The following is a 24,836-nucleotide window of genomic DNA, read 5'->3' as shown; positions in this document are numbered from 1 at the left end:
AAAGTGTTTTATCTATAGTAGCATAAAGCCAATGTGGTGGATTATTAACACTTATGGGATTATTATCATCATAATCTCCTTCTTGCAAAGCTTTATTTATTTCTATGTTATAGAGTATATTATAAATAGATTTTACAATGCTATTAAGAGCATTTAAAATATCGTGTATATTGTTTTGAAAGATACTATCATTAATTGATGATTCTAAAAGATAGGAGTGGAAATAGAGAGTTTGAGTAAGGGGGATAATGGAGTGTGAGTTAAATCCTGTATAGATAGGAATTCTATTAATGGAGCCATATTGAGCTGAAGCTATAATTTTTATCCCACCATTGTTATAAACATGAGTAAGATTGGCTGAAGTATCAACAATATTTTTATTCAAAAAATCTAACAATATTTTTATAGTATTTGGATTCATAGCAATGTTTGGGAGATTCCAGCCATAAATACTAGGCGAATTAAAGGTATAAACTTCATTTGGGCTAAATGATAACTCATCTTTGTATTTTTTATCGCAATATATAAGTGCCATTTGGGCTAAATATCCACCTAAAGAATGCCCTACAAAAATAATTCTTTTGTTATATATTTTAATAAATTGATTTACTTCTTTTAGAAAATCTAAGAGCGCAAATGATTGGAGATTAACATTAGAAGACAAGGCTATATCTTGTATTATATCCATTGCTTCTTCTGTTCCTCTAAACCCTACCACAAACCTATCTTTTTGAGTGTCATAAAACAATGTAGCAGAAAAACCTGATTTTGTATTTGGTTGATGAAAATAGATTTGATATCGTTTTGCAAAATTTTGTGCTTGTAATTCACCAAATTCTCCATTGAGTTTATCTTTGCTAACAAAATAATATTCTTTCCCTATTTTTTCTTTTTTTCCTGCCATTCTACCTTTATAATTTAAATTTATAATTTCATATAAAGTAACCATATTGTCGTTTTTTTGTAATACATATTTTTCTAAATCAAAATAAAAATAACTTGCCCATGCTAATTCAGCGTAATCTTTTAAATCACTCACTATTTGTTTCATATTAATTTCTCCACCTAAATAATTGAATAAATAATGCTTAATATTTTAATAAAAAATCCTTGCACTCCAAAATAATAAATAGAATAAGCAATAAATGATATGGGGTAATATAATAGCAACAATATACTTATATAAAAAAACTTTCTTTTTTTAGTGCGAAGCCAATGATAAAATACAAATATCAACAAAGGTAAAATAATCCATGCTATCACTATAAGAAAGCTCTTTAATCCATCTGGATTATGTCCAATTAAAAACAAAAGTATCCATACAAATATCCAAAACACAACCCAACAAATATAAAGTATTTTTAATATTTTCATAAGTAGCCTTTACCTTTTATAATCTAGTTTATAAATCTTTCTAGGCATATTTTAGAATCTTTTAATAAATCAAAATAAAAATAACTTGCTTGTGCAAGTTCAGCATAGTCTTTGAGGTTGTTGATTACTTGCTTCATTTTGATTGCCTTTTGTTTTTATAAATTATTATAAATATTGCTATACATACAATAGTATTTATTAGATAAAATAAAAAACTATCGCTATGAAACTCAAAGAATAGTATAAAATAATATAAAATAACACAAAGCAATAGCAATAAATACAAAACAACAACAAAAAATAATCTCTTAGCCTTGTTTATCTTTTCATATATTAAATAAAAAAAATAGGGAAATAATGGCATAAGAATTAATAAAAAAAATAAATACAGCATTCCCAAAAAAGTTGCATTATGTCCCATAGCACCACCAATGACACAGCCTAAACCCCAAAACATAACCCAGCAAATATAAAATATTTTTAATGTTTTCATAAGTAGCCTTTATCTTTTATAATCTATTTTATAAATCTTTCTATTAATATTATTAGAATCTTTTAATAAATCTAAATAAAAATAACTAGCCCACGACAACTCTGCATAATCTCTAATATCATTAATTTGTTTTTTCATAGTTCTCCTTTTAATCGAATATAAGATACAACAAAACTGCCGATGGATAGTATAATAACAATAGAAAAAATCTAAGTAAATATTTTTTAACTCTTGTTATTCCAAATAGCCATAGATTTACTACCACTAGCGGTAGAATAATCCAGCTCATCATTATAAAAAACTCCTCAAATCTATCTGGATTATGCCCAATTAATGGCGAAATTATATAGCCAAATATACAAAACACAACCCAACAAACATAAAGTATTTTTAATATTTTCATAAGTTGCAACCTTTTTATCTTTTCTAGTTATAGTTTAAAGCAAGCAATTGAGCAAGACAACCTCCTAGTGAATGCCCTACTACATTAAGATTTTTAGGCTTTGTGATATTTGGGTATTTTTCTACACATTCATTGTAGAATCTTAACATATCAAGATATTGATTTGTGGCTAACTTACCAAACATCAAATTCATATCAGCATAAATCACATCGTTTAAAAAATCACTCATAGCCTCTGTGCCACGAATAGCAAATATTTTTTGATTAGAATCTTGTGTATCCTCAAAAAGTGTGGCAGAAAAACCACTTGAAGTATTTTCTTGATGATGAAGTAATCTGTAGCGATTAGTAAAGTCTATGGTGTCTTTGGATAAAGAATCTTTTAAAGATACATTTGTGGGATTATTATCTAGTGTAGAATGAATAAAACCTAGAGTTGTTTTATAAATTTTATCTTTTTGGAATCTAGCTTCAATAGCTCTAGCATAAGTAGTGTTTGTTTTAAAATCTTTGAGCTTATCGCCAAGTTTTAAGCCATCGCTTTCTTCATTGTCGCCAAATTTGTATTTTTTATTTGTATAATGCAACATTGCATAACTTGCATTTGCAATATGAGCATAGTTTAGGAACTTCTTAACCAACTCTAAACTAGCTTCGTGTGTTTTTATATCTTTACTCATTTTACAACCTTACAGAAATTATACCATTTTCACAAAGTAACTTTTGTCGTGCCTTTAACCCAAATCCAGCTCCTTCATCGCCACTTAACCATAAACCTATTTCTTTATACCAATAATACACTTCTTTATAAATCAAATGCTTTTCGTAGTATAATACATTTTTGCTCTCTATCAATCTACTAGATATATTGATAGAGCTTCTATTCTCAACAAACTTGTCTCTAAAATATTCTTTCTGTGTGATAGCATCATAATATCTTTTTTTATTTTCTCTTTCATTGTCGATTCTATACAAGTCTTGATTATATATAGTAGTTCTAGATTCTGTCTCACACAACCTCTTAAACTCATAATACTGCGGGTCTATATATTTAAAAGAGATTCCACCTGTAATGAGTGCAAAATAAAAAACACACGAACAACAAGGCAATATTAAAGATAAATATTGAGAATATTTTTGTGAAAGATTCTACTGATTAAAAATATTGCAATTACACTAAAAAGATAGAATCCTACAAATAATACAAATGGGATAATCACAATAAATAATAAAAACCACATTATAGATTCTCTTTAAAATTGATAGTATAACTTGCATTAGCAATATTTGCATAGTCTAAAAATTTCTTTACTAAATTTATATCAGCTCCACTTGTTCTGATATATTTTTTCATTTGTACCTTTTTTATCAGTTTTATAGATTTTTGCTTTTGCAATAATTTATTAGCTATTATTCTACTAAATTGACTTTCCTCTTTTAGCTCAAATTGATAAGGCAAGATTTTTTCCTGTAATTATTGTTGTTATCTATTAATTTTATATTATGAAGTCTGCTAAAGTGCAAGGAGTTGGCACTCCTAAGATAGTATTAGCACAGCCTATTATTTGACTATTCAATAAATCAGATTCTAAAATCATTGATTTATTATTTGATTTAAAGTTTTTACCTTTGTTTGATTGTAGTTTTACTATTCCACCATGAATACATTTGATTTTATTATCTTCTAAGATAGGACAAAGCATTGCTGTAGATTCTATAACTTTATTGTCATTGCGAGACTTTTGTAACAAGTCGTGTCAATCTATGTTGCTAACTTTATTTTCTTTGTTTTTATTGTTAGAATCTCTTGTGGATTGCTTCATTGCATTCGCAATGACAGAATCTTTAGAATCTTGCAAATAATAAATAGGCTTAGATTCTATAAAATCTCCATTAGAATCTAAATCATAATTTTTGACTAAAGATTCTATGTTAATGACGCTTTTATCTTTTGTAAAAATATCTATTTTATTGTTATAAATATGAATTAGGTTTGACATTGAAATATTAGATTCTATAGAATCTAAAGTCGTTAAATCTAAAATATTTTGCTTATTGGATTGTCACGAATTGCTTTGCAATTCTCGCAACGACAAGTTATTAAAATATAAATTGTTTATAGAATCTAAAAAGATTATTTTTATGGAATTGTCTTTAGATTCTAAGATTAGATTATTTTGTGTATGCTTGGATTTTATAGAATCTTTATCAACTAAATTAGATTCTATGTTTTTAGAATCTAAGTAAGTGTAGTAATATTTTTTAGATTTTATTTAATATATCATAAAAGTCATATTGTTTAGAATCTAAAGATATTTTCAAGGCTATTTGTCTTGCTAGGAGTGCATTTGTGTATCGAAATATTGATATGATAAATTGCTTTGTTTAGCATAGATTCTAAAATAAGATTCTAAATCTTGTAACATTGCATTGCTCCAAGCATTAGAATCTGCATAATATATTTCCTTTGGCTTTTGTGGGATAGGATTAGAATCTAGATAGGCTATGGCTTGTTGTAAATCATTTGTAGGTGTGGGGAGTGGTGGAGCAAGTATAGATATACCATCAAACCAATATGCAAACCAATATGTTTTGTTGTGAAACTCTATTTCCATCATTTCTCTTTCCGTATTGTGTTTTATAAACATTTCTTGTTTGTTTGTATCTTTAATCTTATTGTATTCTAAAAGATTATCTATATTACCACTTTGCATATATAAAATGATTGTTTTTAGCTCGATAATAGTGGTGGTTAGATAGTGAGAATCCCAAAAACTACCCACATTCACAAAGTAATAAAAATCTTTAATATTTACTCCCAAATCCTGTATTGCATTATTAGTGTAATTATTGTTTTGTAGGTTAGAATCATTGTCTGTTTGTATGTGATATATATGTTCTTGTATTAATCCTTTTGGCAAATAATCATACTTTTTATTTATACCATTCTTAATATCTTGTATTAGTTTTAACATTTTTTTGTGATATTTTTCTTTATTTTCTTTTGTCTCGTATCGTAAATGTTCTATATTATAAACATACTCAGCATAATTGCTTGTTCGTATTTTATTGAGCCATAAAAGATAATTTTCTTTTCCATGTATAATAGAATCTATTTGACTTATTTTAGCAGTATTTTCAAAGGCTTCAAAAAGTCCTTTAAGCATTTTACTAGGATATAAACCAGGAGAATTAAATGTATATATTTCATTGATATGAGTAGGATACATAAACGCAAAGCTTTGCACTAAATACCCACCTAGTGAATGTCCTACCACAATAAGCTTAGAATCTTTTATTTTAGGTTTTATCTTTTCTTCATAAAATTTCACCACAAAATAGCATTGCATAGGGATTCCACCCTCTGCTAAAACATGGTCACTTTTAAAATCATTACTTTCTTTACTGCCAAGAAAAGTTAAAAAAGTTAAGATATATTTAGATTCTATAGAATCTGCTAAAGTATCTTCAAATAAAGTCGTGCTAAAGCCATAATTGCTATCGCTTTATTTGCCCTTTTCTATACTTCGTTGTTTATTTGGCTCATGTGCTAGAATCTTGTATCTATTGACAAAATTTATTGTGTCTTTGGATAATATAGAATCTAATTTTACTTTTGTAATGTCATTATCTATTTTGACTTGTTTTGTAGAAAAACATTTATCAAAGAAGCACAGATTACCCACATCAACAAGTCATCTTTAGCAAATCTTGCTTGGATAGCTCTAGCGTAAGTGGTTTTGTTTGGGAATCTTTGAGTTTATCGCCAAGAGTTTGGATGTCGCCTTAAACCTCTTTTTCTTTGGTGTTGATGATATCTTTAAACTTACCATTAACTACTTCTAACTCGCATAACTTGCATTCGCAATATAAGCATGGTCTAGGAACTTCTTAGCCAACTTTAAACTGCTTTGTGTGTTTGAATATCTTTCATTCTATTTTCCCTTGAGTTCTTCATATATAATGTATTTGTAGTTTTTACCCGCCAACCCGCACCTTCATTTTAACCGTAAGCCATAATCTTTGTAATTATATCCTGTTGTTGCAGCATAGTGTATCTCATTATCATATCATCATATCAAAATATTTCTTTTAAATTCCAATAAATAAATCTACTATCAATAAGTTTTAGTCGAAAATATGCTCCGCTAATGTAAATATTTTTATCAATTTTTTTGTTGTAAAAATATGGAATACCATATATAATCTGTCCATAAAGCATTACACATAAAAAGGAATGATTAGAGATGATAGATTCCAATACAAAGAAATTTTCTTTTTGGTGATTTTATAGATGTAAATCTTATGATATACACTAAGAGTGTGATTATTGCAAATAAGACAAAAAATATTATTAGGTAATGGTTAAAAATATCATACCAAGCATTTATAATTTCCTGTTTTAGATTCTATATTGTTAGAATCTTTAGCTTTATTTGAATTGAATATAACTTGTTTAGAATTTTCCAAATCCTTTTCATATCTTTAAAACTTAGATTATTTTTCGTTTTCTTTCTTTTTCAATAGATTATGTTATTTCTTGTTTTAAAAACATAAAAGATTTATATAAAGCCTTTCTAGATTCTAAGCATTCATTTGTTATAGAATCTTTATTTAGAATAAATATATTTGCAAAGACTGATTTATAACCTAGAATCTTTTCAGTATTATTTTTATCTATAAGACTTTTATTATCTTTGCTACATATTGCAAAACTCTTACAAGTATATAATGCACTAAATTGATTTTTTTTGTTTTTTTTGTTTAAGCCCCATTTTTTATCATTTTCTCCAAACATACCACTATTCAATTTTGTTGAATAACTTGCCCAAGCAAGTTTTGTGTATTTCAATAATTTTAATATCTGTTTTTTTGTATAATGACTCATTTAGTTATTCTCATTCTAATTAGTTAGAATACATATTATACTATTTTTGTTTTGGGGAGAATATGTATAACTTTTAGCCATTCAATCAAACGATAGAATAAATCTACAAAATATCCAAAAATACGAGCTTTTAAAATTCATTGATTCTTAAATCGATAGAATCTAGCTTAAAAAGCATATAAAAACTTATTAAAGTTAGCAGTCAAAGTTGTAAGTTAGCAAAATACCGACAATAAGAGCGTTTTAAGGACTTGCTTAAGTTTCATTTAAGGTTAAGTGATATTGACAAAAAATCTTTAAAATCTTAAAAATGTTATATTATGTAACATTAAAATTTAAACTTAAGGATAGAAAAATGTTGTATTTTAATTCAAAAGCGGACGTGTTGGAAATTGTAGAATCTTATGAATTTGTGATTAAGATTTTGGAAAATGTTAGTGATTTAAGAAAAAATCTAAGATTGCTAAAAAATGCTAAAAGTGGATTGTTTGCAAGTTTTGCTAATGATTGCAAGGTAGAATTTTTAGAATCTGCGCTAAATAGCAAAAGCAACAAATAAGCTTATTAGTAGTAAGGATTGCAAGGGTTTAAGTTTGTTGTTGCAATATAGCAATAAAAGCGTAAATGCTAGTATTGTGTATCGTTTCACAAGGTATAAAAAACACAAATGGTTACACTTGATAAAATGGAAGCAAATGGTAGTTTTATGCTAGATTCTAGTAAAAAGGTAAGTGTTGAAATTGATTCTACAAATTTAAAAGAATTGTTAGAATCTAATGAATCTGCTGAATCTAATGATAATGATACATTAAGCTTTTATGGGGGTGGGTAATGCTAAATAGTGAAATTTTAGGATACTTTAAAAAGCAAGTAAAAGGTAATGTAAAGACTTATTTCAAAAGCTTAGATTTAAATACAAAAGAATCTGCGTTTTTAAAAAAGCATATTGACAAAATGCTAGATTCTATTGATTTAGCTTTTGCAATAATGATAAAAGAATGTGAATTGTTTAGTGATAGATTGCAAGGTCAAAGTGATAATGAAATATTAGAATCTAGTTTAGATAAGCTAGATTCTATAAGTGATTACATTTTAGACAATGTGGATTTAAGTCAAAATGTAGAATCTATCAAAAGCGACTTAGAATCTGTAGATTTTGATAATGTAGAATTTTTAGGTTTTGTAGCAAGGTATAGATTCTAACGATAGCAAGTTAGATAAGACAAAAGCTTGGAATGAAATTAATTCTATACTTAAGGGTAAAGGGGGGCGAAATGAATAAAAATGATTTAGAATGTTTAGAATCTTGCTTATGTGATATTGCTTTTTATAATTTCCAAAGAATGATTAAGGATTGCAAGGGTAATGATAGCAAGTTGGAATATTTGCAAATTCATCATTATATACTCTATTTGCTTTAATATCTTGATACAAAAATTCATCAAAGATATAAAGCCCACTTTCTTTTTTATGTAACTTCCTAAACTCATAAAACTGCGGGTCAAATTATCTTAATCCACATCCATTAAATAGCACTGCTACCGCCAAGATTCCAAAATTCAATAATATACTATAACTTATTTTCATATCTCATTCCTTAAGTTTATATAAGTATATATTTTTTTTGCTAAAATCAAATTTATAAATTGTTTGCTCAGTTTAAAAAAATGACGAATATTATAGAAAATTTTTAATTAAAAGAAATAAAATCGAAATGTAACGTCAACAAATCACAAAAATCAAATTTAACACAATCAATAAAATAGTAGAGAGCTACCAAAAACGCAAACTCAATAAAGGAACAAGTGAATTGATAAGGAAATATGAAATCTAAATTTTATGAAGATAACACAAAAAGTACTTTTTAAAATTTAGACAAAAAAAGTCCAAAATGTTTTTATATAATTTGCAAAAAATTTGCAAAAATTTAAAGGACAAATATGCAGGCAAAAGAATTAGTGGATATTTTGGAGAAATTTCCGCAAGATTTTAGTTTTAAGGTGATTTATGAGCTTGATTTGGCGAGTTTAGAATCACACAATATAGGCAAAAACAAATTTTTAGATAGCAATATCACAGACAAAAATAAATCTTTAGAAAGCCACTTCACAATTAAAAAATCCTTAAAAAACAATTTCACAGACAAGAAATTTTTAAACAACACCGCAAATAAAAAACCCTTAAACACCGACTTTTCAACTCCCTTAGAATCTTTTAACAATTCTTTTAACACACAAAATAAAAAACAAAAAGTGCCTACCACGCAGGAGCAAAAAGAAATTTTACGCGAAATAAAATACGCAAAGTTAGCCGATGAATGCGAATGCAAAGAATATTTTATAGAATCCATTGAAAACTACTATGGCAGCGTAGAATCTTTTTTAGATTCTATAAATGCGAGATGTGGGCTAAATGCGAGCGTGCAGGACTTGTTTGATTTTATGAATTATGTGATTAATGACTACCATGCGGATGAATTTGATAATGAGAGCGGATTGTGGCAAGTCCATTATAAGCATTGCTTGTGGAATGTTTATCAATTATTCAAAGATGATTTATGTGATTTTGAGATTATAGAGCTAGATTTTGTAACTTTTTGTAACAATTCTTTACCTTTTACTTAACAAATTCCCAAGCGCGACTTGCAAAGGGCAGCCCTCTAAAATCGCTTGCACCTCACTTGCAATGGGCGTGTAAAGCCCATGTTTCAGGGCAATCTGCGTAATTGACTTCGCGCTATACACGCCCTCAGCGACCTCGCCTAGCTCGTGCAGTATAGAATCTAACGCGCGATTTTGCGCCAACGCAAAGCCCACACGATAATTCCGCGACATAGTCGAATTTGAAGTCAAAAACAAATCGCCACTGCCGCTAAGCCCTAAAAAAGTTTTCGTTCGTGCACCAAAAAACTTGCCAAAACGCGTCATTTCCACAAGCCCACGCGATAATAGCGAAGCCTTCGCATTATTGCCAAGCCCTAAGCCATCGCAAATGCCGCCCGCAATGGCAATCACATTCTTATACGCCCCCGCAATCTCCGCGCCCACGACATCGCTTTGGATATAAGTTTTCATAAAAAATGGGAAGCAAGTAGCGTATTTTTCCGCCAAAATCTTATTTTTGGAGTGAATAACCACCGCACACGGAAGCCCAGCGCGCACCTCTTTTGCAAAGCTAGGACCCGCCAGATAACACATATTATTTTTCTCAAAAAAACTCTCCAAAATATCGCTCATAAACGCGCCGCTGCCCTGCTCGATGCCCTTACTAGCCGCTAGAATCTTAATATCGTGGCTAAATGGTTTTAAATATGTCGCATTTGTAAGAAATTCTCGCAAGAAAGCCGAAGCAATCGCTACAATGCAAAGCGGATTATTTGAGCTTTTGTAGATACTCGCAAAGTCGTGGCTATCGATTTGAAAGGGCTTTGCAGACGCATTTTCACTCGCTTTAGAATCTAGAAAATGCAGAATTGAATTGTTAGGATTTTTAGAACTTTTTTCTTTATTTGTTATGGGGTTTTTAGAATCTAGATTCTGTAAAATGTTATTGTTTATCGCGGAATTTGTGGAATCTTTTGAGTGATTTTGCAAGGTAGATTCTATATTTTTACTTGAATTTATGGAATCTAAATTGTGTGAATTATTAGAATCTGCGTTATGATTTATCGCCGTAGAATCTAATTTCTGCAAATTCTTAGAATCTATTTCGCGATTTGTTTTAGAATCTAAATTCTGTGGATTAAATTTACTAATCCCTTGATTGCTTAAATCGCGGCGCGAGAGAATAAAAACACGATTTTTTCGGCTTAAAGCAAAGCCCAAAGCCAAGCCCCACGCCCCCCCACCAAAGATAAAAATATCTTGCATATAAATCTCTCTTTGCATTATTACTCCTTATTAAATGTAGTAAAAAACATTTTCTTACTTAGAATCTATTTAAGATTCTATCATTTTTTAGTTATTTTAATCTTTTGCGTATAGCAAGTTTATAAAAACAAAAATGCTATAATTCTACAATAATGTTTATAGAATCTAACAATATTTAAAAGGCGAAAGTTATGAAAAAGCTAGTTTTAATTTCACTTTTATTGCTAAATTCCTTATTTTTACAGGCACGTGGGATTACAAATGAAGAGATTTCTGCTTATTTTAATGAATTTGTAAGTGAATATCCTGCGTTAAAATGGAGTGGGTTTTTTAGCATTGAAAGTAATACAAGAAGCCCTGTAAATGCCCTAAATAACGATATTAGCACGGATATTAGTGGCGTGTCAAACATCGTCACAAATGATGTATTAAGTGGTTCTCAAAATGGCTTTAAAAATGTGAATCTAAATAACCTAAAGGGGAACTTTAAAAACACTGAATCTAGCGAGTATAAAAGCCTGCAAAAAAGCGGCTTACACATCTCAAACTGCGTTGATAACGAGTGTGAAATAAGCTACAATGACTACACCGACTATAAAAGTGGCTTTGCACCACTGCCTGAGTGCTATAGTCCGCAAAAGTTAGTCGTGCTTGATGGTACGCACGCGAAAGTCGGCGATACTAGCCTAAAAATCATTGATGATAAACTGCAAGTGTATGGCACACTTACATTTACGTGTGATGATAGCGTTGTGATGCAGAATCTAGAGCGTGTTGGCGTGGAGCGGGACTTGCTTGAAGTTAGCACTTATGAGATTAGTTTGCGTGATGTGAGTTTGAGTGCGCATTTTAACTATCCTATTAATCTTAATTGCATTACTAGGGCACGTTTTAGTGAAAAGCAGCTTTGTGTTGAGCCGTTTTTAAGCGATTCTTATAGCTTTAATCAGTTTTTTATTTTCCTTGCGGCGCGTGCGCCAGATAGTTTTCGCCATCCAAATAGCATTTATATAAATTATCGTAAAATGCAAAGTGAAATATCAATGTGCGAGCATTCAAAATATCGCATAGACTGCATTTACGCGGCTTTGGGGAAGTTTGATTCTAAGATTAAAGATAACTTAATCATTAATAAAAGCCCACATATAGCGGTGCATTATACATTGATGAAGTAGATACTATAAAGAGGTAAAAATGAGATTTTTTAAATTAAAATTTAGAAAGGGTGATATTTTTGTTATTCCGCTATGTATCGTAATGTTTGGTGGATGGTATTATTTTTTAACAAAAGATTACGCTAAAGAACAAGATAAGCAACTAGCAAATAGACTCGATAAATTAGCCAAAGATTGCCGTGGTGGAGACCAAAAATCATGTGATATTTATATAGAAATACTTAATAAAAGCTATAAAGATTAGTTTAGATTCTAAAACTTCTTTTTATTCACATCGGCTAGGATGTTTGCGGCGACTGAATCTACTGCAGTGCTAATATCTTTGCTATGATTTGCAATATCTACATTTTTTTGCGTTAAAGATTCTAATTGCGAGATGGCTTCGTTTATTTGCCCTATGCCTGTGGCTTGTTCCTTGATAGATTCAGCCATATCATTGATAGATTGCACTAGCACATTTGTGTTTGCCTCTATTTCGCCAAGTGATTTTTGCGTTCGCTCTGCTAGTTTCCTTACTTCATCAGCTACGACTGCAAAGCCACGTCCGTGTTCTCCAGCCCTTGCGGCTTCGATAGCAGCATTCAACGCTAATAAATTCGTTTGGTCTGCAATATCTCTAATTATGCCTATAACATTTTTAATATCTTCACTTTGGCTTATTACTTCGCCCGTCCTGCCACTTACTGACTGCATAGATGACGTAATTTCCTCTACCGCAGTAGCCGTCTGCTCCAAAGATGACGCTTGAGTGTTAGTAGATTCAGTTAAGGTCTTAACCGCTTCCTCTAAGTCCTTAGATTTCTCCCCCAGCTCTTTGGCAAATGCCGCACTCGTGCTTAGCATACTTTTTATTTCATTACCTAACGTGTTTGTAACGACTTCTACATGACCTTTTGCATCCTTGATTTCAGTGGTAAAATCTAGCGACGTATAGCTTTTAAACACACGCGCGATTTCATTTGTGTCAGCGCCGATTTTTCTCTGCAGCACATCTAGCATTCCATTTAGCACATTTTTTAGCTGGATTAATTGCGGATTAGCTGGGATTGCTTCAATGCGGGAGCGAAGATTCCCATTTTCAATCTCTTTTGCGGTGTGAGTGGCATCATCGATTGCTTTAGAATCTTGCTTTAGATTTTCTTGCGTTTTTTCGATATTTGCGTTAATTGCGGCTGCCATGCTACCTATTTCATCTTGCGCTCTTGGCGGGAGTAGCTTTGGCGGCGTGTTTGTCTCGTGGTTTAGGTATTTAAAAAAGGCAAATAAAACGCCTTGCACATTGTGGATTCTAAAAGAAATCTGCGTTTTGATAACCGCATAAACTACCGCGCATATCACAATTAGCGTGATTAACGCACCGATAAACATATACCCACGCACCGCAGAAACAGGCTCAAAGATAGAATCTTCAGGCGCAGAAAGCAGCACAGCCCAAAACACATCATCAGCGATGTCAAAGATAGCCGAGCTAGTATAGCTCATCTCGCCCTTTGAGTTGCGATATTGCACGACTTTTTCATGTTTATTTTTTATCGCACTCATTAAATCGCTAGTAGTCGGGTCTTTATTCACATCGCTTAGTTTTTTAGTGATAAAGTCTTTATTTGGGTGTGCGATAAGCATTCCATCCGCATTTACTAACGCACGATAATCGCCTGTAAATACGCTAAGACGATTAGAATCATTGATAATCTTTGCAATAGATTCTATATCAAGTAAAAGTCCTACCGCGCCAACGACTTTATTTTGAGCGTTGAAAAGGGGCATATTTAGGCTAAGGATAAAGGTTGTAATACCACCGATTGTAACAGTTCTAGGATTTCCAACGGCTAACTTTCCTGTTTGCATAGCAAGTTTCAAGCCCGTTAAATCCCGCACCGCAGGGTCTGGCTTTAGAATCTGCACGCCACCTGGGGCACTTGGATTATTATCATGCCCAACTAATAGCAAGTCATTAGTCTGCCCTGCACTCTTTATATACACATAGCCAAACACACCCAACGTGTTTTTATCAAGCATATTTACTAGCACATTTTGGGCTAATTTATTATACCTATCGACCTCATCTAGCTGGATAAAGTCCTGAATCTCAGCAGTAGATAGCTCTAGCGAGACACGCGATTCGCTTACATAGCCCTCAATCAAGTTACTTACACGTTTTGATGTGTTTGTAAGTAGCTTTTGGCTTTCTGCCGCCAAAATCTTGGAGCTAAAGCTATTTACCACAAAAATAAGCAACGCCAAACATATAACAACAACGGATACCACGGCAAGAATTATCTTCGTGCCGATTTTCATAGACGAAATAAATTGCATAAAATATCCTTACATTTTTTTCAAGTGGAATTTTAATATCAAAATATTAATATTTTGATAATATGGTCGCTAAAATGACTATAAAATGGTAAGATTGTGGTAATTAATTGAATTAATTGCATTTTTGTTATCACTTTGAGTTAAGTTTACAACTTTCATGCTTTATTTTTACGAATTCCACCAAAATCATTGTAAAATACAAATTTCATTATTGAACTTAAAAATATCTTAAGGGAAAAATATGCGAATTTATAGAATCTTTGTTTTGTTTTTGGGATTTTTATGTTTTTTGAATATTTTAAAGGCAGATTCTAATCTTTTGCTTGGTATAGAATCTAGCAAGATTTTAGAATCTAAAGTTTCTAAAAATGCAGATTCTAAGGATTCTAAAGATTCCAAATTAGATTCAAAAAAAGATTCTAAAACAAACTCAAAAGAAGATTCTAAAAAAGATTTAAAAGAAGCAAACTCGCAAATAGATTCTAACAATAAAATAGAATCTAGCCAGACGCTCCTTTCACTTTTGCCATCAAATCCACTAAAAAAAGATGATAAAAATTACCAAAATAGCATAGAGTATCTAATCGATTTTATTATAAAGACAAATTATTATTTGCGCGAAATGGATACTTTGCATTTTAACGACATTGCTAAGGAAAAATGCGAGGCAAAATATATAGAATCTTTGCAAAATCTTAGCATAGATTCTAAGGATATAAAGGCGAAAGGCTACATTAGCAAGAGCGATTTAGAGGAAAATAAAGAGGATGTTTTAGAATCTATTCCGTTGCATATCATTAACAATAAAAAGCCCATACTTTTCAATGTCCAAAGCAATTTGCAAAATACAAAACGTATAGAATCTAATATTAATGAATCTAGCATTTTGCACGATGATTACGCAAATGTGATGGCTAATATCACGCTAAATTCTTTAAAAGCCCAAAAGATTTTCTACACGACTTTTATTAAGCTTAGAAAGCAGCTTGACTTTTTTTCTACACAGCAAAAAGTAGATGAGATTTTAAGCCCTGTAATGAAAGATTTAAAAGCCTTGCCAACGACTTTTGCTATCCCTAAAAGCGTGGATAAAAAGCAAAAAGATTCTATAGAATCTGCCTTAAGCGATTATCTAAACGAGCTTGCTACTTATGCGGAAATCATTTCATATTTAGAGATGAAACCAGCGGAGCTACTACCGCAAAATACCTTGCTAAATATCACAATGCACTGGATTTTAGAAGAAGTAGCCGAGTTTATCCCTGTGGATTATTCTAATATGATGATTGCTAAAATTATCGTATCTTTAGTGATTTTCCTTGTGCTGTGGGCTTTCCGCACCCTTATTGCAAAGCTTATCATTTACCTTATGGACTTTATCGTGCATATTAGTAAGCAAGAAAAAGAGCTGCATAAAGAGATTCAAAAAGGCATTTTAAAGCCTATTTCACTGCTGCTTTTAGCGTGGAGTATTAATGTTAGTATCGGCATTTTGTATTATCCTAGCATTGAGCCTGAGGCGGTTGAGAAGTGGTTTGATATTTTTTATGTGATAAATGTGGCGTGGCTTTTTATTGCGATTATTAAGAGCTATGGGGCGGCGTTTATTAGCACTTTGGCGCAAAAAAGCGATGGTTTCCGCCGTGAAATCATTAATCTAATCATAAAGATTCTATATTCTGTGGTAGGAATCATTGCCATTTTAACGATTTTGCATAAAATGGGCTTTAATGTTAGCGCGATTATTGCGTCTCTTGGGCTTGGCGGCTTGGCAGTAGCACTTGCAGTAAAAGATATGTTGGCAAATTTCTTTGCATCCGTTATGCTACTTTTAGATAACGCATTTTCGCAAGGAGACTGGATAGTATGTGGAAATGTGGAAGGCACCGTAGTTGAAATCGGTCTAAGAAAAACGACAATCCGCACATTTGATAACGCATTATTATTTGTGCCAAATAGCGAATTAGCCGGCAAGGCAATACGAAACTGGAGCAGGAGAAAAGAAGGGCGTAGAATCCGCCTTGACATAGGCTTAGATTATGGAGCTAACTCGGCTATGTTAAAATCTTGCATAGAAAAAATCACAACTATGCTAACAAACCACGAAGAAATCGTAACAGATTCTAATAAAACAACGCCGCTTGACAAGGACTTATCAGTGCGCCAAGATATTATTTCAATCAATGATTATTTAGGCTATAAAAGCGGGATGTTTATCCGCATAAATAATTTGAATGATAGCTCGGTTAGAATGCTTTTAGAGTGCTATACAAAAAAGGTTGGCAAGGCAGACTTTTTACGCGTGCAAGAAGATGTAATCCTAAAAACGATGGATATTATCCGCGCCTGCAACATAAAATTTGCGAGCGAAACGCAAAGCGTTAGTATTGTGAAAGAAGTGTGAGATATAATTCGTTATAATACAGCCCACATTTTTATATCTGGATTGATAATATTTTTAGTAATATAGAAGCTTATTATATTTTCATTGTAAAAAGAGGAAAATAATTTATCGTTTTTATCAATTTTGTAATATACATATCCATTTAGGTGTGGAAGTGTTGATGGAATTATTTGTAGTTGCTCGATATTTACCCCTTTTAATTGCGAAGCTACAATATTTTTTATTTTTGATTGTGTTAGAATCTTACTTTGAGATTTAAAGTTTTGTTGTAGATATTCTATAGGAGAATCTGATTTTATAGCAAAGAAAATTTGCGAATTTGCAATAATTCCTGCATTATCAAATATGCAATCAAAAAAGCCATTTTTATTGTCTATGACATTTGCTAAAATATATTTTGGTGCTATAATTTTTGCAAATGATATGCGTAAATTATTAATTAAAGGTATGAAAGTGCTACTTAAATCATTATGATTATATTGTATAAAGTTGCTTGTAGAATCTAGTCCAAAAGCGCTTAAATCCGCTTGAAACTCTATTAATTTATCATAAAAATACTCTGGATGAAGTTTTCCTTTATGTTTTAATGTTTGAAAGATAAGATTCCATTTTTTTAATAAATTTAATGAAAGGTAAGTTGTAAAATCAAGGGTATTTTTTGTCATATCTATACCCCTAAATATTTGATTTAGTGAATCTGCGTGTTGTTTTGTATTGTGTATTATTTCATCAATAAAACTTTCAATCATATTAACTCCAGATACATCAAAACACGTTGGTATAAATGTGTAATCTAGTGTGATGGCATTATTAGAATCTATATTTTTAATTTTACAGATTGGTATTTCTAATTCATTTGGTGATTTATTCCCCAAAAACCCTAAAGTTAGTCTAAGTGAAGCTAAAATTACACTTATTTTTTCTTGCGTATATGATGTATTTAGGTTATTGTTGTTGCTTTCTGCTTGCATTTCATCGTGGATTCTAGAGGTTATTAATGCTTGTGTGGTTATATATTTAGAATCTTGCAGGGCATTTTGTATTGATAATTCAGCGGTTGTATTAACACTTGTTTGAATCTTTAAAGTTATAATGGGATTTTTTATATTATTACTTGTAATTTCTAAGGCTTGTGGTAATAAATCTTCATCTGGTGAATTAAATACACTGCCATCTTGAGCTATACCTGATATTCTTTGCAAGGCTATTTTACCTTGTGATAATAAGTCATTGGCAATTTCTATATGCAAGATTCCATAAAAATGATTATATAAAGCTATTGTTTTTTGATTTATGACACGTTGCAAATATCTTTCTTGTTGTTCAAAATGAACTTTATCAATACTCATACCATTTATCCAAGCCACTTTTAAATTATCTGCCATATTTTGCCTTTACATAAGATTCTATAGAATCTAATCATTAAAATTTACACCATCTTTTGTGATAATAAACTTCACTTGTCTATCTCTAATGCCTTTTATTTTTTTAACTCGCATATATGTTTTATTTCTCTTATTTTCATTATTTGTATAAACAACTAAAATAGCAATATATGGTACTTCTTTGCTTTTAAAGTTCGTGATATTTACCTTTTCATTTGGTGCTACTTGTAGTCTTATAGAATCTATTTTATCTTTTCCTAACACCACATCTTCTCTATTTAATAAATCTAGCATATTTGCATCTTCAAATTTTTTTATATCATTTAATTTGTAAACTATCGCTGTTATAGGAACATTATCATTGCGATTGTTTAGGTTAGAATCCTGTCTGTTATCAATACCAATGCCTATATTACGAGAACAAGCAAACATAAAAAAACTTAAACATAATATCATTAAAACACGCATACTATCCCTAAACACTAAATAGATTCTAAATATAAGTAATTATAACACGAATATTTTAAGTAATAAAATACTATAATTCTACAAAATTATTAAAGTTTTCTTAGCAAAAAGGGCAAAAATGAGTGAAAATTTATTAAATGGAAATGTTTTTGAGAGTTTTATACAAGAAGTTTTAAGCCAGATTCTAAACGCAAATAGCGACAATCCCTTATATACACTAATAAACAAAACGCGATATGCCTTAAGTCAAAGCGAGCCGCTAGATTCTAAGCAAAAAGCCACGCTAGAAAGTTTGCAAGAGCAGGTAAATACGCCTATGAAAGTGGCGATTATCGGGCAGTTTAGCAGTGGAAAAAGCACATTTCTTAACGCGCTTTTAGGTAGCGAGATTTTGCCTAGCGGCATTACGCCTGTGACGGCGAAAGTGTGCGAGATTAGCTATGGCGATGAAAACGCCCTGCAAGTCGTGTATAAAAATGGCAAGGAAGTGGGAAAAAGCCTTGAGTTTTTGCAAAATGTCGATGATATTGAGAACGAAAAAATTGCCTACTATCGCCTATTTGCGCCTTTGCCTTTACTAAAGAGTATCAACTTTCTTGATACTCCCGGCTTCAACTCTCAAAGGGAAAGCGATACAGCGACTACAAATTCGATTTTGCAGAGCGTGGATGGCATTATTTGGCTTACTTTGATTGACAATGTCGGCAAAAATAGCGAGAAAGAAATCCTGCAAAAATACATCAAAAACTACGCAAATAAGAGCCTTTGTGTGCTAAATCAAAAGGATAGATGCAAAGATTCTAACGAGGTGGAGACGAGTTTGAACTACGCAAAAGTGGCGTTTGATGGCTTTTTTGAGAAAATTGTGGCAATTTCGGCTAAACAGGCGCTAGATTCTAAAAAGATGGAATCTAGAGCCGCAAGTCATGTTGAGCAAGGCGAAACATCTAGCTTAAAGGCAGATTCTAAGGAGCTTTACAAAGATTCAAACATAGAATCTATTATAAATTTTTTGCAAGATTCTATTGCACCACAAGCCCAAATTGCTAAGGAATACCGCATAAAACGCGCCTTAAAAGCACTTTTAATCGCTGAAAAAAAACGCATTCATAAGCAAAATATGTGCCATAAAGATTTGATAAAAATTTTATCAAAATATACTGAAAAATTGCGTTTTAATATCCTGCAATTTAGCGATAAAAATGGCAGTTTTGAGACGCGATTTAAGGGCGAGTTTAGCGCGATAGATTCTAATTTTAACGCACTTGCTGTGCTAATTTTTGATAGTTTTGAGCTGCGTGATGTTGAAATTTTACGTCAAAGTAAAAATATGCTAGGATTAAAAAAAGAAAATGTGCAGGTAAAAAAGGTAAATTTTTTGCCAAAAGAGCGACTTTTAAATTCGCTTGTTAGCGAAGATTTTGAGCTTTTTCGTGAAGCAAAAAAGCTTGGATTTCAGCTTTTAAAAATAGGACAGGATTTTGAATCTTTAAGCAAGGAAAATGAACGTGATTTGGAGAGTGAAATTGCAAATTTTGTAGAATCTAGTTTGCATTATTTAGATTCTAATATTAATAGTTTTTTTAATACAAAAATTATAAAAAGTGAAATTTTAGATGATATTTTCGCGGTGCAAGATTCTTGCATAAATGAGTTAAATAATGAGCTAAGTTATTTGCAAAAAGGTTTGAGTGATAATTATAAAGTTGCTATTTTACTAACTTTAGAGAGATTAAATTATGAAGTTTATAATGCTTTAGAAAAGCATAAAAAAGACCCAGATAATCTCCCACTTTATAACCCAACGCTAGAAAACACGCGAAATTTGATTAATGAAGGCTTGCACTTTGCCACATATCAGGACAAACTAAGCCTAAATTTTCCGCTTTATAAAAAAACTTTATGGAATCTAACGCATAGTTTAAGCGAAATTTGCCACATTAAAATCGCAAAAATAGAGCAATTTATAGAATCTAACAACGCAAAAATCGCAAGGTTGAAAGAGTGTGAGAAAAGTTTAGAGCTAAATGCGAAATAGAGTCTGTTATTACTTCCCTACAATCTCAAGCATTAAATGTTTATTGTTTATTGTTTCAATTTCTTTATCTAGCTTTATTTTTTCTTCATCTAATAGATTTTTTTCACTATTTAATCGAGAAATATCACGGCTAACATAATAAATATTATTTGCCAAATAAATTTTTGGAATTATTATGCTTAAAACCAACAATAAAATGCAAAAAGCCGTTAATAAATTGAATTTACTAATGCCTTGCTCTTGTACCTTAAAGTTCAATAACTCCTCTTTTTCATTGCTACTAATACGATTATTGAAATCTTTAGAATTTGTTTTGGATTCTATATTTTTTACATTTTTTAGTTTAACTTTATTCATTTTTTATCCTATTTTTTTATCGAAACGGATTATATAAAAATTTTATTTAGAAATTATTAACACTAAAAAAACTACTACCACTTCCGCTAAAATATATTTCTTTTTGTGTGTTTAAAATTCGTGCAACATCGTGTAGTTGTGGATATAAATTAATAGCTGGCATATACAAATCATTTAGTTCACACATACTAAAATTATTCAAAATATATCTAGATTCTAAATTTAAGTCAATTTTTGTGTTATAGCTTTTTTTATATTCGCTATTTTCTTGCATTTGTTCTTGTAGGTTATCAAACTCTCTATAAACCGCACCTGTATCGCAAAAAACATCATTGCAATAAATATTAAAATTAATTAAATCTTCAAAAAAAGGCTCTATAACTTCGCCGAAACCCATTACATTTGCACTATAAAAAGCATCATTTGTAACCTTAAAATTAGAAGTTGTAGAATCTAAATTTTGCAAAAAATCTAAATTATTAGATTCTAAGTCTTGCCTAAAAAGCTTTAACTTATCACCACATTGCGTATAAATTATAACAAAAAATGATACATCGCTTCCTAATTTTTGTGCATTTATCAGCAAAGATTCTAAGTTTAAACTAAGCTTAAAAATTTCATTAAAAGCAAGCAAACTAAGAGCTGCATTAACACTACCGCCTCCTAAACCACCACCAAAAGGAATATGTTTTCTAACGATTACAAAGGCTTTCTTTTTTATATTTAGAATTTTAAATGCTTTAAAAATAAGATTAGATTCTATATCACAATTAAAATTTCCCATCAAATATAAACCATCTTTATGTGCAATCTCATTTATGTTAAAAATTTGATTTTGCATTATAGATTCTATGTCATAATCTAATGGAATAAAAAACATATCATCAAACAAACTAGAAATAGCAAGCATAAATCTTGAACGCAATGGATGCAATCCATTTTTTTTCTTTCTAAAAATTTTTAGAGAAATATTTAGTTTTGGATAGGCTTTTATATGTAACACCTGCATTGTTTTTTCCTTGCTTAAGAAATTAGATTCTATCTTATAAATGTGATTATTTGTGTTTTAAAAGATACAAGTTGAATTATATATAAATCTTTACTCTAATTTTAAATCTAGTTTATCCATCATTTCTTTACTCCAGCCTTGTGGTGGATTTGCTTTAGATGGATAGATTCTGGGGTAGAATTCTACGAAGGTGTTTTTGTTTTCCGCTAATTCAAAGTAGTAGTTGCCAAGTGGTGAAGGGGAGTAAAAAGATGATAGTAGTGCATCTTTTGTCTTTTCATCATTCATTTTATTTGGGGAGAAAATATTATATTTTGATTCTTTTAATAAACAAGATTCGCAAAATATTGAGTCCTCATTATTATAAAAAAGAGATAACTGGTTGCATCTTAAATATTTGCTTCTTCTGCAATACTCAAACCACTCATAATCTGAATTTGCATATTTTTTATATTCTTGGTATGCTCCAAGATTAAATATCAAATTATTACTATCTTGAAATTCCCCATCAACAGAAGGTATAAGATACTCTCTTAAACTCCATACTAAATAAGCATAAAATAATTTACTAAAATATGGAATCTTGCTATCTATACTTTGCGTTTTCATATAATCTAAGGCTATTAATATTTGATTATTGTTTGGATAGTATTTATTTTTATCATAATAATCTGTTTTTACATCTTTTAATATATTTTTATTTATTAAATCTGTGAATATACCATCATATAAATAATATCCTGTGATAGCGGTATCATTATTTATAGAATCTATGTAATCTTTTATGAACACAGAATTTAGTTTATGTAATTCTATGAAATAGCTTATTATTTGCTCTTTACTCAAAACTATATTTTTTCTAGTGCGATAGTATAGAAACTCAAAGTAGTCTAAATTTATTTCGTAAGTGTATTTTTCTATATCTATTGCTTTAGTGCTTTTAGGTATATACTTAGGATTTTTTTCATTTAGCCAAAATTTGTTTAATCCTGTAAAACTATATTTAGTAATATTGCTAGGAATGTATTTTGGTATAAAGTTTCCTACTTTATTTTTTTCAAAGATTATTTTACCGATGTAAAGTATCGCATGCATTTTATAACTTTCTTCTAAAAATGGAGTAGAAAAGGAATAATCATCTTCAATTTTTCTTCTGTTATTCATACATACTATATTTGTATACACACCTAAGTATATATCATTAGACATTGTTTTGTAACCAATCGGTGATGAATATTTTACATCAGGTAATTTTACAATACTCATAATATATTCCTTATAAATTTAATTCATTCATGATTTGCATTGCTATATATCTAGCATCTCTTTCACTTGGTTGAAGTTCATATATACTTTCAATAGCACTAAGGATACATCCTACATTCTTTGAATCATTATTGCTATTATACAATATATTTTGACTTTCTTTATCACTGCATATCTTATAAAATTCCTTAAATATACCTTCATTGTCATTTGGTGGGATATATAAATATAAAGAATACCATATATAATCTTGCAATATACTACGATTTTTATTGATATATTTTTCTTCTATATAAAAATGTCTTATTTCATGAAAAATTGTATTCATTAAATGTTTAAATGTGGCAAAACTAACCAAAAGCATACGCACGTTATCAAACTTATCTATTGAGTATTTTTTTATATCATAAAAATCTTCATCGCCATATATAATATTTAACATATTAATTTTAATTATTTTATTCTCATAATAACCCGCTAATATTTCTTTAGCATCTACAACATCATCTAAAGTTTTTTCAAATGTTATTGCCTTTTTTAATGGCAAATTATTATTTTTACAAATAGCTTCAATAAAATTTTTAATAAATTTTTCACGTTTAGGAATTAAATCGTTTGTGCCTTCATAATTTATAAATAAATTGTTATATGCTACTTTAAACAATACAACATCTTGTTTAAAAATGCTTGGTTTATAAGACTGATGATTAAATGTATTTGCTATGCTTTGTATATATTGATTTTTATCTATTATATATTGTTTTTCATATTCTACACTTTCCACAAACTCCTTATTACTTAAATCAAATCTATAATAAATATATGCTATTTTGCCTGCTATTTGCGGATGAGTTTTATAATATTCATATAATGTTGAATTTATTTTTTGTTGATAGTTTTTGTAATCTTTATAGGTATTATATAGAAACCCTACCGCTTGCTTTAATGTGTAGATTTTATTTGTCGTATCTGTTCTTATTTCTTTAGATTCTATTACATTAGAATCTATTCCATCTCCTACTTCAAAGTTTATATTAAATATTATATGTACTGTATTTTGATTAAAGTAATTTATGCTTGAAGCATAGATAATATATTTAAAATCTGTATATCCTTGCTGTCTATAAGAATCTATTTCTTTTGGACTTGATAGATAAAAATATGATATATTGTTTAAAGTTTGTATGGTTTTATTTGATATTTCTTGTTTGTTTGTTTGATTATTAATTGCTATTAATGTTGTCTGCCAACAAATGCTTTTGTTTGCTTTTAGATTCTCTGCTTTTGCTTCCAATTCAATATAAGTGCCAGGTGCAAATGGTTTAGTTATATCAGCATATACTTTTTGGCTATCTATATTAGAATCTGTTTTGTGTATTATTATTTGTGTA

The 24,836-nt window shown here is 30.1% G+C and carries 27 protein-coding genes; 10 read left to right on the top strand and 17 right to left on the bottom strand.

Features of this window, described 5'->3' with window-relative positions; genetic code table 11:
* From LS64_RS11235 to LS64_RS11200, 7 genes are all read right to left on the bottom strand, one after another.
* On the bottom strand, positions 1–1,051 hold a 1,051-nt coding region (locus LS64_RS11235; protein ID WP_138127361.1), incomplete at its 3' end, for a Tle-like phospholipase domain-containing protein.
* Positions 1,052–1,507: 456 nt separating this feature from the next.
* Positions 1,508–1,867, bottom strand: coding sequence for a hypothetical protein (locus tag LS64_RS11225; RefSeq protein ID WP_034569952.1), 360 nt, complete (start codon positions 1,865–1,867; stop codon positions 1,508–1,510).
* Between the two features lie 9 nt (positions 1,868–1,876).
* The gene (locus tag LS64_RS13710; protein ID WP_272916629.1) at positions 1,877–2,005 is read right to left on the bottom strand and encodes a hypothetical protein; all 129 of its coding nucleotides are present in this window, start codon (positions 2,003–2,005) and stop codon (positions 1,877–1,879) included.
* 288 nt (positions 2,006–2,293) lie between these two features.
* A complete protein-coding gene (locus LS64_RS11215; RefSeq protein ID WP_052062279.1) occupies positions 2,294–2,950 on the bottom strand; it encodes a Tle-like phospholipase domain-containing protein in 657 nt (218 codons plus the stop codon).
* A gap of 1 nt (position 2,951) precedes the next feature.
* Entirely contained in the window at positions 2,952–3,380 is a 429-nt protein-coding gene (locus LS64_RS11210; RefSeq protein WP_138127359.1) for a hypothetical protein, read from the bottom strand.
* Positions 3,381–3,766: 386 nt separating this feature from the next.
* Positions 3,767–4,021: a hypothetical protein gene (locus LS64_RS11205; RefSeq protein WP_193554438.1), complete on the bottom strand. Its 255-nt coding sequence runs from the start codon at positions 4,019–4,021 to the stop codon at positions 3,767–3,769.
* A gap of 6 nt (positions 4,022–4,027) precedes the next feature.
* Positions 4,028–4,270 (bottom strand): hypothetical protein, encoded by a 243-nt coding sequence (locus LS64_RS11200; protein ID WP_034569179.1) that lies wholly within the window; start codon positions 4,268–4,270, stop codon positions 4,028–4,030.
* 70 nt (positions 4,271–4,340) lie between these two features.
* Between LS64_RS11200 and LS64_RS12600 the strand changes: the two genes are divergently transcribed.
* Positions 4,341–4,517, top strand: coding sequence for a hypothetical protein (locus LS64_RS12600; RefSeq protein ID WP_160659266.1), 177 nt, complete (start codon positions 4,341–4,343; stop codon positions 4,515–4,517).
* Positions 4,518–4,606: 89 nt separating this feature from the next.
* Here LS64_RS12600 and LS64_RS11195 read toward each other — a convergent pair whose 3' ends face one another.
* Positions 4,607–5,620: an alpha/beta hydrolase family protein gene (locus LS64_RS11195; RefSeq protein WP_052062343.1), complete on the bottom strand. Its 1,014-nt coding sequence runs from the start codon at positions 5,618–5,620 to the stop codon at positions 4,607–4,609.
* Positions 5,621–6,798: 1,178 nt separating this feature from the next.
* Positions 6,799–7,158, bottom strand: a complete 360-nt coding sequence (locus tag LS64_RS11190) for a hypothetical protein (protein ID WP_034570249.1) — start codon at positions 7,156–7,158, stop codon at positions 6,799–6,801.
* A gap of 355 nt (positions 7,159–7,513) precedes the next feature.
* Here LS64_RS11190 and LS64_RS11185 point away from each other — a divergent pair, with 355 nt between their 5' ends.
* The 5 genes from LS64_RS11185 to LS64_RS11175 all read left to right on the top strand — a co-directional run bounded on the left by LS64_RS11185 (position 7,514) and on the right by LS64_RS11175 (position 9,782).
* Positions 7,514–7,717: a hypothetical protein gene (locus LS64_RS11185; protein WP_034571634.1), complete on the top strand. Its 204-nt coding sequence runs from the start codon at positions 7,514–7,516 to the stop codon at positions 7,715–7,717.
* Positions 7,718–7,825: 108 nt separating this feature from the next.
* Positions 7,826–7,990 carry a hypothetical protein gene (locus tag LS64_RS12595; RefSeq protein WP_160659267.1) on the top strand — a complete coding sequence of 55 codons (165 nt, stop codon included), beginning with the start codon at positions 7,826–7,828 and terminating at the stop codon, positions 7,988–7,990.
* Positions 7,990–8,361: a hypothetical protein gene (locus LS64_RS11180; RefSeq protein ID WP_034570204.1), complete on the top strand. Its 372-nt coding sequence runs from the start codon at positions 7,990–7,992 to the stop codon at positions 8,359–8,361. The genes LS64_RS12595 and LS64_RS11180 overlap by 1 nt, the downstream gene beginning before the upstream one ends.
* A gap of 71 nt (positions 8,362–8,432) precedes the next feature.
* A complete protein-coding gene (locus LS64_RS12590) occupies positions 8,433–8,579 on the top strand; it encodes a hypothetical protein (protein WP_160659268.1) in 147 nt (48 codons plus the stop codon).
* Between the two features lie 519 nt (positions 8,580–9,098).
* On the top strand, positions 9,099–9,782 hold the full coding sequence (locus tag LS64_RS11175; protein WP_034570201.1) for a hypothetical protein: 684 nt from the start codon (positions 9,099–9,101) through the stop codon (positions 9,780–9,782).
* Here the strand turns inward: LS64_RS11175 and LS64_RS11170 are convergent.
* Positions 9,768–10,673, bottom strand: coding sequence for an NAD(P)H-dependent glycerol-3-phosphate dehydrogenase (locus LS64_RS11170; RefSeq protein WP_419880002.1), 906 nt, complete (start codon positions 10,671–10,673; stop codon positions 9,768–9,770). The two genes, LS64_RS11175 and LS64_RS11170, sit on opposite strands and share 15 nt — an antisense overlap.
* A 545-nt stretch (positions 10,674–11,218) precedes the next feature.
* Between LS64_RS11170 and LS64_RS11165 the strand changes: the two genes are divergently transcribed.
* Complete coding sequence (locus LS64_RS11165; RefSeq protein ID WP_034570198.1) at positions 11,219–12,202, top strand: hypothetical protein; 984 nt, start codon at positions 11,219–11,221, stop codon at positions 12,200–12,202.
* A gap of 19 nt (positions 12,203–12,221) precedes the next feature.
* A complete protein-coding gene (locus LS64_RS11160) occupies positions 12,222–12,446 on the top strand; it encodes a hypothetical protein (protein WP_034570194.1) in 225 nt (74 codons plus the stop codon).
* A gap of 8 nt (positions 12,447–12,454) precedes the next feature.
* Here LS64_RS11160 and LS64_RS13705 read toward each other — a convergent pair whose 3' ends face one another.
* Positions 12,455–14,518, bottom strand: coding sequence for a methyl-accepting chemotaxis protein (locus LS64_RS13705; protein ID WP_034570189.1), 2,064 nt, complete (start codon positions 14,516–14,518; stop codon positions 12,455–12,457).
* Positions 14,519–14,759: 241 nt separating this feature from the next.
* Between LS64_RS13705 and LS64_RS11150 the strand changes: the two genes are divergently transcribed.
* Positions 14,760–16,922 (top strand): mechanosensitive ion channel domain-containing protein, encoded by a 2,163-nt coding sequence (locus tag LS64_RS11150; protein ID WP_052062341.1) that lies wholly within the window; start codon positions 14,760–14,762, stop codon positions 16,920–16,922.
* 11 nt (positions 16,923–16,933) lie between these two features.
* Here the strand turns inward: LS64_RS11150 and tssK are convergent, their stop codons facing one another.
* Both tssK and tssJ read right to left on the bottom strand, forming a co-directional pair.
* Positions 16,934–18,307, bottom strand: a complete 1,374-nt coding sequence (tssK, locus tag LS64_RS11145) for a type VI secretion system baseplate subunit TssK (RefSeq protein WP_034570186.1) — start codon at positions 18,305–18,307, stop codon at positions 16,934–16,936.
* A 30-nt stretch (positions 18,308–18,337) separates the two neighbouring features.
* The gene (tssJ, locus tag LS64_RS11140) at positions 18,338–18,775 is read right to left on the bottom strand and encodes a type VI secretion system lipoprotein TssJ (protein WP_064773687.1); all 438 of its coding nucleotides are present in this window, start codon (positions 18,773–18,775) and stop codon (positions 18,338–18,340) included.
* A gap of 118 nt (positions 18,776–18,893) precedes the next feature.
* On the opposite strand from tssJ, the gene LS64_RS11135 reads away from it, so the two are divergent.
* Entirely contained in the window at positions 18,894–20,813 is a 1,920-nt protein-coding gene (locus LS64_RS11135) for a dynamin family protein (protein ID WP_034570183.1), read from the top strand.
* A 9-nt stretch (positions 20,814–20,822) separates the two neighbouring features.
* Here the strand turns inward: LS64_RS11135 and LS64_RS11130 are convergent, their stop codons facing one another.
* The 4 genes from LS64_RS11130 to LS64_RS12585 all read right to left on the bottom strand — a co-directional run.
* Positions 20,823–21,170, bottom strand: coding sequence for a hypothetical protein (locus tag LS64_RS11130; protein WP_052062340.1), 348 nt, complete (start codon positions 21,168–21,170; stop codon positions 20,823–20,825).
* 46 nt (positions 21,171–21,216) lie between these two features.
* Complete coding sequence (locus LS64_RS11125; protein ID WP_034570180.1) at positions 21,217–22,179, bottom strand: GHMP family kinase ATP-binding protein; 963 nt, start codon at positions 22,177–22,179, stop codon at positions 21,217–21,219.
* A gap of 90 nt (positions 22,180–22,269) precedes the next feature.
* Positions 22,270–23,445 carry a hypothetical protein gene (locus LS64_RS11120; protein WP_034571632.1) on the bottom strand — a complete coding sequence of 392 codons (1,176 nt, stop codon included), beginning with the start codon at positions 23,443–23,445 and terminating at the stop codon, positions 22,270–22,272.
* A gap of 10 nt (positions 23,446–23,455) precedes the next feature.
* Positions 23,456–24,836: hypothetical protein (locus LS64_RS12585; RefSeq protein WP_161976979.1), on the bottom strand; the 1,381-nt coding region annotated here is incomplete at its 5' end.

Origin of the sequence: Helicobacter saguini, assembly GCF_000762875.2 — a bacterium.
GTDB lineage: Bacteria > Campylobacterota > Campylobacteria > Campylobacterales > Helicobacteraceae > Helicobacter_A > Helicobacter_A saguini.
This window is presented reverse-complemented; position numbering and strand designations above follow the sequence as displayed.

Excerpts from the sequence above, each read along its gene's own strand:
- LS64_RS11195 (WP_052062343.1), bottom strand. The coding sequence starts at position 5,620 with ATGCAATGCTATTTTGTGGTGAAATTTTATGAAGAAAAGATAAAACCT.
- LS64_RS11200 (WP_034569179.1), bottom strand. The coding sequence starts at position 4,270 with ATGTCAAACCTAATTCATATTTATAACAATAAAATAGATATTTTTACA.
- LS64_RS11215 (WP_052062279.1), bottom strand. The coding sequence starts at position 2,950 with ATGAGTAAAGATATAAAAACACACGAAGCTAGTTTAGAGTTGGTTAAG.
- LS64_RS11165 (WP_034570198.1), top strand. The coding sequence starts at position 11,219 with ATGAAAAAGCTAGTTTTAATTTCACTTTTATTGCTAAATTCCTTATTT.
- LS64_RS11185 (WP_034571634.1), top strand. The coding sequence starts at position 7,514 with ATGTTGTATTTTAATTCAAAAGCGGACGTGTTGGAAATTGTAGAATCT.
- LS64_RS11120 (WP_034571632.1), bottom strand. The coding sequence starts at position 23,445 with ATGAGTATTGTAAAATTACCTGATGTAAAATATTCATCACCGATTGGT.
- LS64_RS11135 (WP_034570183.1), top strand. The coding sequence starts at position 18,894 with ATGAGTGAAAATTTATTAAATGGAAATGTTTTTGAGAGTTTTATACAA.
- LS64_RS11125 (WP_034570180.1), bottom strand. The coding sequence starts at position 22,179 with ATGCAGGTGTTACATATAAAAGCCTATCCAAAACTAAATATTTCTCTA.
- LS64_RS11225 (WP_034569952.1), bottom strand. The coding sequence starts at position 1,867 with ATGAAAACATTAAAAATATTTTATATTTGCTGGGTTATGTTTTGGGGT.
- LS64_RS11150 (WP_052062341.1), top strand. The coding sequence starts at position 14,760 with ATGCGAATTTATAGAATCTTTGTTTTGTTTTTGGGATTTTTATGTTTT.
- tssK (WP_034570186.1), bottom strand. The coding sequence starts at position 18,307 with ATGGCAGATAATTTAAAAGTGGCTTGGATAAATGGTATGAGTATTGAT.
- LS64_RS11180 (WP_034570204.1), top strand. The coding sequence starts at position 7,990 with ATGCTAAATAGTGAAATTTTAGGATACTTTAAAAAGCAAGTAAAAGGT.
- LS64_RS12590 (WP_160659268.1), top strand. The coding sequence starts at position 8,433 with ATGAATAAAAATGATTTAGAATGTTTAGAATCTTGCTTATGTGATATT.
- tssJ (WP_064773687.1), bottom strand. The coding sequence starts at position 18,775 with ATGCGTGTTTTAATGATATTATGTTTAAGTTTTTTTATGTTTGCTTGT.
- LS64_RS11160 (WP_034570194.1), top strand. The coding sequence starts at position 12,222 with ATGAGATTTTTTAAATTAAAATTTAGAAAGGGTGATATTTTTGTTATT.
- LS64_RS11175 (WP_034570201.1), top strand. The coding sequence starts at position 9,099 with ATGCAGGCAAAAGAATTAGTGGATATTTTGGAGAAATTTCCGCAAGAT.
- LS64_RS12595 (WP_160659267.1), top strand. The coding sequence starts at position 7,826 with ATGGTTACACTTGATAAAATGGAAGCAAATGGTAGTTTTATGCTAGAT.
- LS64_RS11130 (WP_052062340.1), bottom strand. The coding sequence starts at position 21,170 with ATGAATAAAGTTAAACTAAAAAATGTAAAAAATATAGAATCCAAAACA.
- LS64_RS13710 (WP_272916629.1), bottom strand. The coding sequence starts at position 2,005 with ATGAAAAAACAAATTAATGATATTAGAGATTATGCAGAGTTGTCGTGG.
- LS64_RS13705 (WP_034570189.1), bottom strand. The coding sequence starts at position 14,518 with ATGCAATTTATTTCGTCTATGAAAATCGGCACGAAGATAATTCTTGCC.
- LS64_RS11190 (WP_034570249.1), bottom strand. The coding sequence starts at position 7,158 with ATGAGTCATTATACAAAAAAACAGATATTAAAATTATTGAAATACACA.